We start from the raw sequence: 15,467 nt of genomic DNA on the forward strand, positions 1-15,467 counted from the left end.
CGGGCGCTCCTCTCGATCGGTCAAGCTGTGCATCACGGCCAGTCCACCCTTCCGGTGCTCCAGCTCTTGCCGTTGGCGTAGAGCACCATCCAGCCCTGGCCGTCGTAGCCGGACATGCAGAAGGTGTAGACGTTGCGGGGCGACGTCCCGTTGGCGGACGGGGCGACCCAGTTGCCGTCGCGGAACATGCCGCTCGAGGTGGAGTAGCACTCGTACCGGTACTGCTGCCCGGGGATCAGGTTGGTCCAGTCGAGCACGTAGTTCGTGCCCGTCTGGCCGTTGGGGGCCGTCACGTTGCCGCCGCGGCTGAGGCCCAGGACCGGCTCGGGCAGGTCGGGGATCCGTCCGCTCGCGCCCGCGGTCGTGCGCTGCGTGCCGTGCCCCGGCAGCGGATCGTTGCCCGCCTGGAAGGCCGCAGAGGTGACGCGGACGTCGATCGAGTGGTCGGAGCTCGGCTGGCCCTGCACCGTCTCGCGGCCGCTCGCGGCCACCGCGCGCCACTGCCCGCCGTCGATCCGGATCTCCGTGGTGAGGGCGCGGCCGTTGGCGGGCGGCGAGCTCCAGCTGAAGGTGATCTGCCGCTGCTCGCTGCCCGCGACGCCCGCGCTCGGGTTGCCGATGGCACCGAACGGCCGCACCTGGTTGCCCGCGGCTGTCCATCCGCTCGAGTACTCCACGCCGTCGACGACCGCGAACGCGCGCACCTCGAAGGTGTAGGGGCCGCCGTTGTTGTTCATCCCGGTGTAGGTGCCGCCGGGCCCGAAGCTCTGCGCGCCGGCGCCGCCGCCGCGCGTCTGGTACGCCACCTCGTTCTCGCGCAGCCCGTTCGAGCTGCCGGGCGTCCAGGTCACGACCGAGTTCGTGTCGCCGTCCGTCGCGCTGACGTTCGACGGCGCCGCCGGCGCGGTGAACACGCGCACGGCCGCCGAGGGCGCCGAGGGCTGGCTCGTGCCCGCGTCGTTCGTCGCGGTCACGGTGAACGTCACGTTCTCGCCCGTCGCGTCGAAGCGGAAGCTCGCGGTCGTGCCGGTGACCTGCGCAGCTGCCGCGCCGTTCGAGGGCGTCACGGTGTAGCCGGTGATCGGTGCGCCGTTCGCATCCGGCGCCGTCCACTGCACGCGCATCTGCACCTCGCCGGGCACGTCGCGGTTGGGCGTCGCGCTGACGCCCTGCACCTGCATCGGCGGGCCGGCCGGCGTGACCGACTGCGAGTACGCGGAGAAGTCGCTCGGCTCGTCGGCGAGGTTCACGGCCTGGATGCGGAACTGGTAGGCGACGCCGTTCGTGAGCCCCGTCCACGTGTGGCTCGTGCCCGCCGCCTGCTGCTGCACGACGCCACCGGGTGCCGGCGGCGAGATCTCGACGGTGTAGCTCTGGATCGGCGAGCCGCGGTTCACCGGCGGCTCCCACGACAGCATCACCTGCGTGTCGCCACGGACGACGCTCGGCGGCGCGGGCTGCTCGGGCCGCACGTCGGGCCGCGCCTCGTTCGACGCCGCCGACGGATCGGAGTCGCCGACCTCGTTCTGCGCGACGACCTGGAACGTGTAGGTCGTGTTGTTCACGAGCCCCGTGATCGTGCACGTCGTGGACGAGCACGGGAAGCTGATCGCGCCGTCGGTCGAGCGCACGATGTAGCCGGTGATCGGCGCACCGTTCGCCGACGGCGGCGCCCACGTGAGCGTCACCTGCGAGTCGCCGACCGCGTCGACGTTCGGGCGCGGCGGTGCGTCCGGCCGCGCCTTCACGTTGAGCGTCAGCGTGCCCGTGACCTGGCGCTCGATGCGCTCGGTCGCGTCCTGGACCGTGTAGCGCACGGTCAGCACGCCCGAGAAGTCGGCGCCCGGGGTGACGGTCACCTCGCGATCGGTGTGCGAGACCTGGCCCTGGCCCGCGACGACCTCGGCGGCGACGACGCGCAGCGGGAGGCCCTCGTTCTTGTACGGGTTGAAGTCGTTCTCGATGACGTCGGTCGTGAGCGCGATGCTCGCCGTCGCCTCGCCGGAGTCGGGAGTCGTCTGCGCGAGCGGGCGGGTGGTCGCGACCACCTCGACGACGACCGTGCCGGGCGCCTCGTTGCCGTGCGGGTCGATGACGGCGATCTGGAACGAGCCGCTGCCGCCGGGAGGCGTGTCGACGGCCGCGGTCGCCGAGAAGACGCCGTCGGAGAGCGACACCTCGACGCCGGCCATCGAGCCGCCGCGCGCCTCGAAGCGCATCGCCTCGAGATCGCCGGGGTCGGGGTCGGACGTGGCGTCGCGCAGGTCGAACGTCGCGGCGCCCTCGCCGGCCTCGGCGCGCACGACGGCGCCCGCGAAGGTGGGCGGGACGACGCTCGACGGCACGACCTCGATCGGGATCGTCAGGGTCGCGAGGTTGCCGTTGTCGGGCCCGGTGCCGTCGGTCACCTCGAACGTGATCGACGCGGGGCCGACGTAGCCCGCGGGCGACTGGAAGCGCAGGGTGTCGTTGTCGACGATGAGGCCGCTGCCGTCGCTGTTGACCGCCGTGACCTTCTCGCCGGTGGTCACCCGCGGCGTGTTCGTGGTCGAGACGGTGACGTACTCGCGCAGCTCCATGAGGAGCTCGAGTCCGGAGCCGACCTGCACGGGCTCCGCGGAGGTGAGGAAGGGCGCGCGGTCGCGCACGGGCGGGACGGAGACGAACGCCTCCGCCGTGAGGCCGTCGAGGTCGGTCGCGCGATAGGTGACCACCTGGAAGGCGTCGCTCGGCGTGACCTGGATCGTGTCGCCGACCACGCGGCCGGGGCCGGTGACGACCGAGAGCTCGAGGTCGCTCGGGTCGCCGTCGGCGTCGAGGTCGTTCTCGAGCACCGGCACGTCGAGCGGCACGTCGACCTGGAGGTCGTCGCGCGGCAGCGGGTCGTCGCGGGCGACCGGCGGCTGCAGCTCGGCGTCCTCGGCGACCGTGAGCATGACGGTGCCGGTCGTCGACGCGCCGCGCGCATCCACGACGCCGTAGGTGAACTGGTAGACGCCCGGCTCGGACGGCGAGCGGAGGTCGACGGTGCTGCGCTCGCCGTTCACGACGGCGCCCTCGAGCTCGGTCGGCAGCTCGAGCCGGTCGGACTGCAGCGTGAGCGCGTCCTGATCGGGGTCGGAGTCGTTCTCGAGCACGGCGATCGCCACGGCGCGGTCGGGCCGGACGGTCACGAGGTCGGGCTGCGCGAAGGGCGTCTGGTTGACGTCCGCGGCCTGCGCGATGCCGATCACGACGGTCGCGGTGCCGTCGGCGCCCCAGCGGTCGCGCACCCGGTAGGTGAACTCCACCGTGCCCGCGCTGCCCGGGAACGCCTCGAAGTCGAAGTAGTCGGGACCGATCGTGCGCAGGATCAGGCCGCCCTCGGGCGCCGTGTCGTAGCCGACGAGCTCGACGCCGTCGCCGTCCGGGTCGATGCCGTCGAGCGGGATCGGGATGCGCACGGTCGAGCCGGCGAGCACGCGCGACGTCACCGTCTCGGGCGCGGGCGGCGTGTTCTGCTCGGCCTCGCGCGGCACGATGGTGATCGCGACGGTCGCGGAGTCGCGGTTGCCGAAGCCGTCGGCGATCTCGTACGTCACCGTCGCCCGGGTGGGCGCGCCCTCGAGCGCGTGGACGCGCAGCTTGCCCTCCGAGAGGAACGCGACGCCCTCCTCCTCGCTCGCGAAGCTCGTCTCGACGATGCGCTCGATCGTGAACGGCGTGCCGTCCGGCGAGAAGTCGTTGCCGATCACGTCGACGGTCGCGTAGTCGCCGGCGCGCACCGTCGCCTGATCGTCGACGGCCTTCGGCGGGCGCGGCTGGGTGGGCGGCGTCACCGGGATCACCTCGACGGTGCCGGTCTCGGAGAAGCGGCCGTTCGACACCGTGTAGGTGAACTGGAACGGCGCCTCGAGCCGGTTGTCGACGATGCTGACGATGCGCCGGTCGCGCAGCTCGACGGTGACCGGCGCGGCGCTCTCGATCGTGAACTGCTGCACGACGAGCACGCCGCCCGCCGGGTCGACGTCGTTCGCGAGCAGGTCGACGAGCGTCGAGCCCTGCTGCGGCAGCAGCGCGGTGTCGCGCACCGCGACGGGGCGGGCCTCGTCGTCGGGCGTGCGGATGTCGACGCGGATCCGGCCCGTGCTCGAGAGCGCGCCGTCGGCGACGAGGTAGGTGAGGTAGTGGCTGCCGACCGGACCGCCCGTGACGCGGATGGTGCCGGAGTCGAGGTCGACCGTGGTCTCGAGGCTCGGGTTCGGCTCGACGGATGCGAGGCGGAGCGGCCTGCCGGAGGGCGAGAAGTCGTTGAGGAGCGGCCGCGCCGTCGCCTCGCGGCCCTCGACGGTCGAGACGAAGTCGGCGTTCGCGAGCGGCGGGGCATCGCCGCGCTCGCGCACGTCGACGAGGATCTCGGCGGTCGTGTCTGCGCGACCGTCCGAGACGGTGACGACGACGGTCTCGATGCCGACCTCGCCCGTCGCGGTGTAGATGAGGCGACCCGACGGATCCGTCTGGATCGTGTCGCCCGAGTCGGTCGTCGCACCGCGGAGGTACATGTCGTCGCCGTCGGGGTCGACCCACTCGCTCAGCACCTGGTACTCGTACTCACCGCCCTGCTCGACCGCGAACGCCTGCTCGCGCATCGGCTCGGGCACCGCGTTCTCGCCCTCGCCGCGCACCCGCACGGTGACGCGCCCGTCGTCCTCGCCGCCGCGCCCGTCGGCGACCCGGTAGTCGACCGTGAAGGAGGCCGGCGCGAAGTCGGCAGGCAGCTCGACCTGCAGCTGCGAGTCGTTGGCGACCGGCGCGATCTGCACGCCGGAGGGCAGCTCGCCGAGCACGCGCGCGGTGAGCACGTCGCCGTCCGGGTCGGAGTCGTTCCAGAGCACCGGCAGCATCGTCGAGCGACCCGTGCGCGCGCCGAAGTCGTCGTCGTTCGCGATCGGGTCGGTGTTCTCCTCGTTGATGGGCGGCGGCTGGTTGGTGAGCAGGTCCTCGGTCGACTCGGAGTCCTCCTCGTCGCTCTGCTCCTCCGACTGCGGCGGCACGAGGTCCTGCCAGTTGTCGACGAGCACGAGGGTGTCGGCGAGCAGCCACGAGTTGCCCTGCACGAACTGGTTGAGCACGACCTGGTCGCGGTTGATGCGGAACGCGACCGGAGAGCCGTCCATGCCGTCGACCGGCTGGTCGAGGTCGCGCGCGTCGTCCGCGCAGTCGCGCAGGAAGGTCGAGCTGCCCGGCCACACCGCGTAGACGCAGCCGCCCAGCTGCACGGGCTCGACGGCCTCGCCGCCGCCCTGGCGCTGCTGCACCTCGGCCTCGCCGCCGCCGAGCGGCTGGCGGATGAGCGACGTCGGCGTCGCGAGGATCACGCGGTCGGAGGCGTCGCCGACGAGCTGCAGCTTCGCGTCCGCCGGCGCCTCGACGGCGCCGCCCGGCACGAGGAGCGTGGAGGTGGCGGTGTCGAGCACGACCGCCTCGCTGCCGACGGCGCTGACGACCGGGTCCTGCATGCCGGCGAGCTCGCCGCGGTCGCGCACGGTCGGCTCGCCGAGGCCACCCTCCTCGAGCACGGCGATCGACAGCTGCTGGCCGTCGCGAGGCGAGACCGCGTGCACGGTGCCGTCGCGGTCGACGGTCGCGGCCGCGCCCTCGCCGAGCTCGAGCAGCGGCTCGGTGCTCTCGGCCGAGTAGCCGCCGATGTCGGCGAAGGGCATCGCCCACAGGTCGCCGTCGGCCGGGTCGACGATGACGACGGTGCCGCCGTTCAGCGCGATCTCGCCCTGCGGCGGCAGCTGCACGACGGCACCGGTGACGACCTGCACCGGGTCGACGATCATGACCGACGACGCCTCGCGGTTGTGGAGGAGGACCGCGGTGTCGTCCTGCAGCACGTCGAAGTCTGCGGTCGGCGAGATCAGTCCGGCGTCGAGCTCCTCCGCCTGCACGTTGATCCGGCCGAGCTGCTGGGAGTCCTGCTTCGTGACCCACACGCCGCCGTCGTTGAGGTCGACGTCGGTCGTCGTGAAGCCGTCGTACGTGAAGGCGATGATCCCGAGCGCGACGGAGACCGCCGTGACGAGCGCACCGGCTGCCGTCGACTTGCGATGGCGCGTGACCCACCGGAGCAAGCTGCTCTCCCTCTCGTCGTGACCCGAGATCCAGAGCCGGCGCTGGGGTGCGCACAGGCTCGCGCACAGTCTGTCAGACGAGAGGTGTCCGGAGCATCCATGCGCCGCATGAACATCTGCGCCTCCTGCACGCGGCGCTCGTCACGAGGCGGGATCCCGTCCCGCGAGCGGCTCAGCGCGAGAGCCGGTCGGCGTTCTCCGCGTTGAAGTCGTCCATCGCCTGGCGGTTGTGCTCGCGAGCCTTGCGGCCGCGCCGGGCGACGATGCCGCCGACCCAGATCGGCACCTCGCGGGCCAGCACGAACGCCAGCACCGAGAGCGGCGCGAGCAGGAGCTCGCTGAGCGCCCGCGCGTCGATGCCAGGCAGCGCGGTGTAGCCCGCCCAGCCGCCCTGCGTCTCCATGTGCGCGCCCGCCAGGTGCGCGACGTACACGAGCAGCGCCACGATGAAGCCGCCGAGCACGTGCGCCCACCAGCCGGCGCGGTTCACGATGAGCGTCAGCAGCCAGTAGCCGAGGAAGAACACGATGACCGGCAGCAGGTACGAGGGCAGCAGCCAGAGCGTCTGCAGCGTCTCGGTCGCGTCGAACGCCCGGTCGAAGAGGTAGCCCACGGCGAAGAAGGCGGCCGCGAACAGGATCGCGAAGATGAGCGTCGCGAGCAGCGCGACGGCGAAGCCGACGGCGCGCGCGCCCTTGCGGCGCGGCGGCACGGGCTCCTCGACGAGCACGACCGGCGTGCCGGCGGCCGCGGGGGCCGCGACAGTGCTGTCGTCGGCGCCGAGCGCGGCAGGCGTGTCGTCGCGCACGATGCCGAAGCGCTGCGGGCGCGTCTCGGCCGCCGGCTCCTGCGCCTCGAGCACGCGGGTGTCGCCCGCGGCCTCGCCGTCGGTGCCCCGCGTGCCGATCGGGCGCGTGGCGTCGTCGCTGCGATCGCCGAGCCGCTCGTCGCGCGGCTGCTGGTCGATGGCCTGCGTCGGCTCCGGCTCGACGAACTCGCGCTCCTCGCGCGGGCGCGCGGCGGTCGCGCCGCCCGCGGCTGCGCCGCCCGCCGCGGCGAGGCCCGCGAGCGAGGCGACGGCAGCGGGGTCGGTGGCGCCCCGGTCCGAGGTGCCGCGGTCGGTGGCGTCGTGGTCGGTGCCGTCGTGGTCGGTGGCGCCGAGACCGGCGTCGGCATCGTGGCCGCTCTGGCGGCGCAGGCCGAAGGACGGGCGGCGCGGCTCGACGAGCGCGGGCGGCTCGGTGGCGACAGGATCCGTGGCGATGGCCTCGGTGGGCGCGTCCTCGGCGTGCGTGACGTCGGCGCTCGGCTCGTCCGCGTGGTGCACCTGCGCGATCTCCGGACGCTCCAGCGAGCTCGTCTCCGCGTCGCCCTGGGGCTGCACGCGTGCGGTGTCGTCGGGGTGGGCCGCCGAGTGCGACGGTCCGCGGAGGGTCGAGGGCGCGATGACGGTGGGCTCGATGGGGCTGTCGGCGGCGCGGGCGTCGCCCTGGTGCTCGACGAGCGGCTGGTGGTCGTCGTGCTCGTCGACCGAGGTCGATGCGATCTCGGCGTCGTGCGCTCCGCCGTCCGCGGCGCGGAGCGGCTGGGTGCTGGTGTCCTCGGCGGGCGCGTCGTCGTGCCCGGCCGGGTTGGCCACGTGACCGGACTGGTCTGCACCCTGACCGGACTGGGCGCCCTGGTCCGTGGGCTCCGTCGCCCGCTCGGGCGCAGGGCCGCTGCCGAAGAAGCGGTCGCGCCAGGACGTCGGCTGCTCGTCGCTCATGGTCCTACCTCCTGCGGCGGCACGGTGCCGCGTCGTCGGCCGATTGTAGGGGGACGTCGACGGCGTCGGCGGGCGGCGCACCGCCGGGGAACGCGATTGGCGGTACGCGGAAGGGCCGCACCCTCGCGGGTGCGGCCCTTCGCTGACCTCAGGTCGTGCGGTGCTGCCTAGACGTACTGCCCCGGCTCCTGCTCGCCCAGCTCGCCGCCGGTGAAGGCGTCGAAGTCGAGGTACGAGAGGTCGGCCTCGTCGACGCTGCCCGCGTCGGCGAACAGGCGGTTCGGGTACCGCTCCGCCTTCGCCTCCTCGGTGGCCTCGACCGTGACGTCGCGGTAGCGCGACAGGCCGGTTCCCGCGGGGATGAGCTTGCCGATGATGACGTTCTCCTTGAGGCCGAGCAGCGGGTCGCGCTTGCCGGCCAGAGCCGCCTCGGTGAGCACCTTGGTCGTCTCCTGGAAGGAGGCGGCCGACAGCCACGACTCCGTCGCGAGCGACGCCTTCGTGATGCCCATGACCTCCTGGCGCGCCGAGGCGGTCTTGAGGCCCTCGGTCAGCGCGGCACGGTTGATCTCGTTGTACTTCGAGCGGTCGACCAGCTCACCGGGCAGCAGGCTCGTCTCGCCGTGGTCGACGACCGTGACCTTGCGGAGCATCTGGCGGACGATGACCTCGATGTGCTTGTCGTGGATCGGCACACCCTGCGAGCGGTACACGTCCTGGACGCCCGAGACCAGGTGCTTCTGCACCTCGCGGACGCCGCGCACGCGCAGCACCTCCTTGGGGTCCACCGAGCCGACCTGCAGCTGCTGGCCCTGCTCGACGCGGTCGCCGTCGGCGACCTCGAGGGTTGCGCGGCGGAGCACCGGGTAGGCGAACTCCTCGTCGCCGTCATCGGGCGTGAGCACGATGCGCTTCGACTTCTCGTCCTCCTCGATGCGCACACGGCCAGCGGCCTCGGCGATGGGCGAGGAGTTCTTCGGGGTGCGAGCCTCGAAGAGCTCCGTCACGCGGGGCAGACCCTGCGTGATGTCGCTCGCGCCGACGGAGCCGCCGGTGTGGAACGTGCGCATCGTGAGCTGCGTGCCGGGCTCGCCGATCGACTGGGCGGCGATGATGCCGACCGCCTCGCCGATGTCCACGAGCTTGCCGGTCGCGAGCGAGCGGCCGTAGCAGTGGGCGCAGACGCCGACCGCGGACTCGCACGTCAGGACCGAGCGGACCTTGACCTGCTCGATGCCGGCCTCGACGAACGCGCGGATCTCGCGGTCGCCGATGTCGGAGCCGCCCGTGGCGAGCACGGTGCCGTCCGACGCCACGACGTCGACCGCGAGGTTGCGGGCGTAGACCGCCGACTCCACGTTCTCGTGCAGCGTCAGCTGGCCGTCGATGACCTCGGCGATCGGCACCTCGAGGCCGCGCTCGGTGCCGCAGTCGTCCTCACGGATGATGACGTCCTGCGACACGTCGACGAGGCGACGCGTCAGGTAGCCGGAGTCGGCCGTGCGGAGCGCCGTGTCGGCCGAGCCCTTGCGGGCACCGTGCGTGGCGATGAAGTACTCCGCCACGGTCAGGCCCTCGCGGTACGAGGAGATGATCGGACGCGGGATGACCTCGCCCTTCGGGTTGGTCACGAGACCGCGCATGCCGGTGATGTTGCGCACCTGGATCCAGTTGCCGTTCGCGCCGGCGGTGACCATGCGGTAGATGGAGTTGTTCTCGTCGAACGCCTCCTGCGTGGCCTTCTGCACCTCGTTGGTGGCCTTGGTCCACAGCTCGGTGAGGTCGGTGCGACGCTCCGAGTCGGTGATGAGGCCCTTCTCGAACTTGCCCTGGACCTTGCTCGCCGAGGCCTCGGCGGCCGCCACGATCTCGCCCTTGCGGGCCGGCGTGATGACGTCCGAGAGCGCGACGGTGATGCCGGAGCGCGTGGCCCAGTAGAAGCCGGCGTCCTTGATCTTGTCGAGCGTCGCCGCCACCACGGTCTTCGGGTAGCGCTCTGCGAGCGCGTTCACGATGAGCGAGATGACCGGCTTCGCCGCGACCTCCGCCACGAACGGGAAGTCCGCGGGCAGCAGCTCGTTGAAGAGCGCGCGACCCAGGGTCGTCTCGTGCAGGAACGGCTCGCCGTCGACGAAGCCCTCGGGGCGGTCCTGGTCGCGGAAGACCAGGCCGTGCAGACGGATCCGCACGGGCGCACCCAGGTCGAGCGAGTGCTGGTCCATCGCCATGATCGCCTCGGCGACCGACGAGAACGCACGGCCCTTGCCGACACCCTCCGGCTTGAGGGTCGTCAGGTGGTGCAGGCCCGAGACGATCTCGTGGGTCGGCAGGGTCACCGGACGGCCGTCGGACGGCTTCAGGATGTTGTTCGACGCGAGCATGAGCACGCGGGCCTCGGCCTGCGCCTCGACCGACAGCGGCAGATGGACAGCCATCTGGTCGCCGTCGAAGTCGGCGTTGAACGCCGAGCACACGAGCGGGTGCAGCTGGATGGCCTTGCCCTCGACGAGCAGCGGCTCGAAGGCCTGGATGCCGAGGCGGTGCAGCGTGGGCGCGCGGTTCAGCAGCACGGGGCGCTCGCGGATGATCTCCTCGAGCACGTCCCAGACCTGCGGCTTCGACCGCTCGACCATGCGCTTCGCGTGCTTGATGTTCTGCGAGTGGCCCAGGTCGATGAGGCGCTTGATGACGAACGGCTTGAACAGCTCGAGCGCCATCTGCTTCGGCAGGCCGCACTGGTGCAGCTGCAGCTGCGGGCCGACCACGATGACCGAGCGGCCCGAGTAGTCGACGCGCTTGCCGAGCAGGTTCTGGCGGAACCGGCCCTGCTTGCCCTTGAGCATGTCGGAGAGCGACTTCAGCGCGCGGTTGCCGGTGCCCGTGACGGGACGGCCGCGGCGGCCGTTGTCGAACAGGGCGTCGACCGCCTCCTGCAGCATGCGCTTCTCGTTGTTCACGATGATCTCGGGAGCACCGAGGTCGAGCAGGCGGCGGAGTCGGTTGTTGCGGTTGATGACGCGGCGGTAGAGGTCGTTCAGGTCGCTCGTCGCGAACCGGCCACCGTCGAGCTGCACCATCGGGCGCAGCTCCGGCGGGATGACCGGGACGACGTCGAGCACCATCGCGGCCGGGCTGTTGCCCGTCTGCAGGAACGAGTTCACGACCTTGAGGCGCTTGATCGCACGGATCTTGCGCTGGCCCTTGCCCTCGGCGATCTGCTTGTGCAGGTCCTCGGACTCGGCCGCCAGGTCGAACGCCAGCAGGCGGAGCTTGATGGCCTCCGCGCCCATGTGGCCGTCGAAGAACTCGCCGTACAGGTCGACGAGGTCGTGGTAGACCGCGTCCTCCGCCTTGAGGTCGCCGACCTTCAGCGAGCGGAAGTCGTCGAAGACCCGCTCGAGGTGGGCGATCTGGTCGTCGGCGATCTTGCGCAGCTGCGCCATCTCGCGCTCACCGGCGTCGCGGACCTTGCGCTTCTGGTCCGCCTTGGCACCCTCCTCCTCGAGCTGGGCGACGTCCGTCTCCAGCTGCGCGAGGCGCTCGGCGATGTCGGCGTCACGGCGCTTCTCGATCTCGCCCGTCTTGAGGCGCAGCTCCTGCTCCAGCTGGGGCAGGCGCTCGTGACGAGCATCCGCGTCCACCCGGATGATCATGTACGCGGCGAAGTAGATGACCTTCTCGAGGTCCTTCGGCGCCATGTCCAGCAGGTAGCCGAGGCGGCTCGGCACGCCCTTGAAGTACCAGATGTGCGTGACGGGGGCGGCGAGCTCGATGTGGCCCATGCGCTCGCGGCGCACCGACGACTTCGTGACCTCGACGCCGCATCGCTCGCAGACGATGCCCTTGAAGCGCACGCGCTTGTACTTGCCGCACGCGCACTCCCAGTCGCGCGACGGGCCGAAGATCTGCTCGCCGAACAGGCCGTCCTTCTCCGGCTTCAGCGTGCGGTAGTTGATGGTCTCCGGCTTCTTGACCTCGCCGTAGGACCAGGCACGGATGTGGTCGGCCGTGGCCAGGCCGATCCGCAGTTCATCGAACGTGGTTGCGTCGATCAATGCAATTCCCTCTTGTCTGAGTTCAGTTCGCGGCGGATCAGATGTCGTCGATCGACGACATCTCCGGCCTGGAGATGTTGATGCCGAGCTCCTCGGCCGTGCGCAGCGCCTCGTCCTCGTCGTCGCGCAGCGTGACGAGCTCGCCGGCTGCGTTCAGCACCTCGACGTTCAGGCACAGCGACTGCATCTCCTTCATGAGCACCTTGAAGGACTCGGGGATGCCGGGCTCCTGGATGTTCTCGCCCTTGACGATCGCCTCGTACACCTTCACGCGGCCGACGATGTCGTCCGACTTGATGGTGAGCAGCTCCTGCAGCGTGTAGGCGGCGCCGTACGCCTCGAGCGCCCAGACCTCCATCTCGCCGAACCGCTGGCCGCCGAACTGGGCCTTACCGCCCAGGGGCTGCTGCGTGATCATCGAGTACGGGCCGGTCGAGCGGGCGTGGATCTTGTCGTCGACGAGGTGGTGGAGCTTGAGGATGTACATGTAGCCGACCGAGATCGGGTACGGGTACGGCTCACCGGAGCGTCCGTCGAACAGGCTCGCCTTGCCGGAGCCGTCGACGAGCCGCTGGCCGTCGCGCGTCGGGAGCGTCGCGTCGAGCAGGCCGATGATGGCCTCCTCGGTCGCGCCGTCGAACACCGGCGTGGCGACCTTCGTGTCGGCGGGCGCCTCGAGCGTGCGCGGGTCGAGACCCTCCGCCCACTCCGGGGTGCCCTCGACCTTCCAGCCCGTCTTCGCGATCCAGCCGAGGTGCGTCTCGAGCACCTGGCCGAAGTTCATGCGCTTCGGGATGCCGAGCGGGTTCAGCACGATGTCGACCGGCGTGCCGTCGGAGAGGAACGGCATGTCCTCCTCGGGCAGGATCTTCGCGATGACGCCCTTGTTGCCGTGACGGCCGGCGAGCTTGTCGCCCTCGGTGATCTTGCGCTTCTGCGCGATGTAGACCACGACCTTCTCGTGCACGCCCGAGCCCAGCTCGTCGTCGCCGTCCTCAGCGCGGAACTGCTTGACCGCGATGACCGTGCCCTGCTCGCCGTGGGGCACCTTGAGCGACGTGTCGCGCACCTCGCGGCTCTTCTCGTTGAAGATCGCGCGGAGCAGGCGCTCCTCGGCGCTCAGCTCGGTCTCGCCCTTCGGCGTGACCTTGCCGACCAGGATGTCGCCGGGGACGACCTCGGCACCGATGCGGATGATGCCGCGCTCGTCGAGGTCGGCCAGCAGGTCCGGGCCGACGTTGGGGAGGTCACGGGTGACCTCCTCCTTGCCGAGCTTCGTGTCGCGGGCGTCGACCTCGTACTCCTCGATGTGGATCGACGAGAGCACGTCGTCCTTCACGAGGTTCTGGCTGAGGATGATCGCGTCCTCGTAGTTGTGGCCCTCCCACGGCATGAACGCCACGAGCAGGTTGCGGCCGAGGGCGAGCTCGCCCTGGTCGGTCGCGGGGCCGTCGGCGATGACCTCGCCGGCCTCGATGCGGTCGCCCGCCGAGACGATGACGCGGTGGTTGTACGACGTGCCCTGGTTCGAGCGGTCGAACTTGCGCAGGAAGTACTGCTGCGTGCCGCCCTCGTCGAGCTGGATCGAGACCATGTCGGCCGAGACCTCTGCGACCACGCCCGCGCCCTGCGCGGTGATGACGTCGCCGGAGTCGATGGCCGCGAAGCCCTCCATGCCGGTGCCGACGAACGGCGACTCGCTGCGGACCAGCGGCACCGCCTGGCGCTGCATGTTCGCACCCATGAGAGCGCGGTTCGCGTCGTCGTGCTCGAGGAACGGGATGAGGCTCGTCGCGACCGACACCATCTGGCGCGGCGAGACGTCCATGTAGTCGACCTCGGTCGGGACGACCAGCTCGACCTCCTCGCCCTTGCGGCGGGCGACGACGCGCTCCTCGATGAACTGCTGCTTCGAGTTGAGGCGGTTGTTCGCGTGCGCGACGACGAACTCGTCCTCCTCCGAGGCGGTCAGGTAGTCGATCTTCTCGGAGACGACGCCGTTCTCGACGCGGCGGTACGGCGTCTCGATGAAGCCGAACGAGTTGATGCGCGCGAAGGTCGCGAGCGAGCCGATGAGGCCGATGTTCGGGCCTTCCGGCGTCTCGATCGGGCACATGCGGCCGTAGTGCGACGGGTGGACGTCACGGACCTCGACGCCGGCGCGCTCACGGGAGAGGCCGCCGGGGCCGAGCGCCGACAGGCGGCGCTTGTGGGTCAGGCCCGCGAGCGGGTTGTTCTGGTCCATGAACTGCGACAGCTGCGAGGTGCCGAAGAACTCCTTGATCGCAGCGCTGACCGGACGCACGTTGATGAGCGTCTGGGGCGTGATCGCCTCGATGTCCTGCGTCGACATGCGCTCGCGCACGACGCGCTCCATGCGGGCCAGGCCCGTGCGGACCTGGTTCTGGATGAGCTCGCCGACCGCACGGATGCGGCGGTTGCCGAAGTGGTCGATGTCGTCGACGTCGAGGCGGATCTCGACGGGCTCGCCCTTGCGGACGCCCGGGAGGGTCGTCTGCTCGGCGTGCAGCGCGACGAGGTACTTGATCGTCGCGACGATGTCCTCGACCGACAGGACCGAGTCGCTCATCGGCACGTCGATGCCGAGCTTGCGGTTGATCTTGTAGCGACCCACCTTGGCGAGGTCGTAGCGCTTCGGGTTGAAGTAGAAGTTGTCGAGCAGCGCGCGGGCGGCCTCGGCGGCGACCTGCTCGCCCGGACGCAGCTTGCGGTAGATGTCGCGGAGGGCGTCCTCCTTCGACATCGGCGCATCCTTCTCGAGCGTCGCGATGATCGACTCGTAGCCGGCGAACTCCTTGGCGATGTCCTCGCTCGTCATGCCGAGGGCCTTGAGGAAGACGGTGACCGACTGCTTGCGCTTGCGGTCGATGCGCACGCCGACGGCGTCGCGCTTGTCGACCTCGAACTCGAGCCATGCGCCGCGGCTCGGGATGACGCGAGCCGAGTAGACGTCCTTGTCCGAGTTCTTCTCGGGGGTGCGCTCGAAGTAGACACCGGGGCTGCGCACGAGCTGCGAGACGACGACGCGCTCGGTGCCGTTCACGATGAACGTGCCCTTCTCGGTCATGAGCGGGAAGTCGCCCATGAAGACGGTCTGCGACTTGATCTCGCCCGTCTCGTGGTTCATGAACTCGGCCGACACGTACAGCGGCGCGGCGTACGTCTTGCCGCGCTCCTTGCACTCGTCGATCGTGTACTTGGGCACGTCGAGCACCGGCTCCGAGAACGAGAGCTGCATCTTCTCGCTCAGGTCCTCGATCGGGGAGATCTCCTCGAAGATCTCCTCGAGGCCCGAGTGCGCGGGGATGTCGTCGCGACCCTCGGCGTTCGCCTCATCGAGGCGCGCCTTCCAGGCGTCGTCACCGATGAGCCATTCGAAGCTCTCGGTCTGGAGCGCCAGCAGGTCGGGGACGGTGAGCGTCTCCGAGATGTGCGCGAAGCTCAGTCGGCTTGCGCGCCGACCGGTCTTGGGGGCCAGTTCAGCCAAGGCAGATACCTCCGGGCCGGGAA

General features: G+C 70.8%; 4 protein-coding genes. All 4 read right to left on the reverse strand.

What is annotated here, in order from left to right; translation table 11 throughout:
• Positions 1-32: 32 nt before the first annotated feature.
• The 4 genes from ABIB37_RS03140 to rpoB all read right to left on the reverse strand — a co-directional run bounded on the left by ABIB37_RS03140 (position 33) and on the right by rpoB (position 15,444).
• Entirely contained in the window at positions 33-6,116 is a 6,084-nt protein-coding gene (locus ABIB37_RS03140) for an Ig-like domain-containing protein (protein ID WP_354256578.1), read from the reverse strand.
• A gap of 172 nt (positions 6,117-6,288) precedes the next feature.
• Positions 6,289-7,881, reverse strand: coding sequence for a hypothetical protein (locus ABIB37_RS03145; protein ID WP_354256581.1), 1,593 nt, complete (start codon positions 7,879-7,881; stop codon positions 6,289-6,291).
• Positions 7,882-8,048: 167 nt separating this feature from the next.
• Positions 8,049-11,936 carry a DNA-directed RNA polymerase subunit beta' gene (rpoC, locus tag ABIB37_RS03150; protein ID WP_354256584.1) on the reverse strand — a complete coding sequence of 1,296 codons (3,888 nt, stop codon included), beginning with the start codon at positions 11,934-11,936 and terminating at the stop codon, positions 8,049-8,051.
• A gap of 37 nt (positions 11,937-11,973) precedes the next feature.
• The gene (gene rpoB / locus ABIB37_RS03155; RefSeq protein WP_354256586.1) at positions 11,974-15,444 is read right to left on the reverse strand and encodes a DNA-directed RNA polymerase subunit beta; all 3,471 of its coding nucleotides are present in this window, start codon (positions 15,442-15,444) and stop codon (positions 11,974-11,976) included.
• Between the last annotated feature and the right edge of the window lie 23 nt (positions 15,445-15,467).

The organism is Agrococcus sp. UYP10, from assembly GCF_040547205.1.
Classification (GTDB): domain Bacteria; phylum Actinomycetota; class Actinomycetes; order Actinomycetales; family Microbacteriaceae; genus Agrococcus; species Agrococcus jenensis.

Bases quoted from the DNA above. Each gene is read 5' to 3' on its own strand.
- ABIB37_RS03145 (WP_354256581.1), bottom strand. From the start codon at position 7,881: ATGAGCGACGAGCAGCCGACGTCCTGGCGCGACCGCTTCTTCGGCAGC.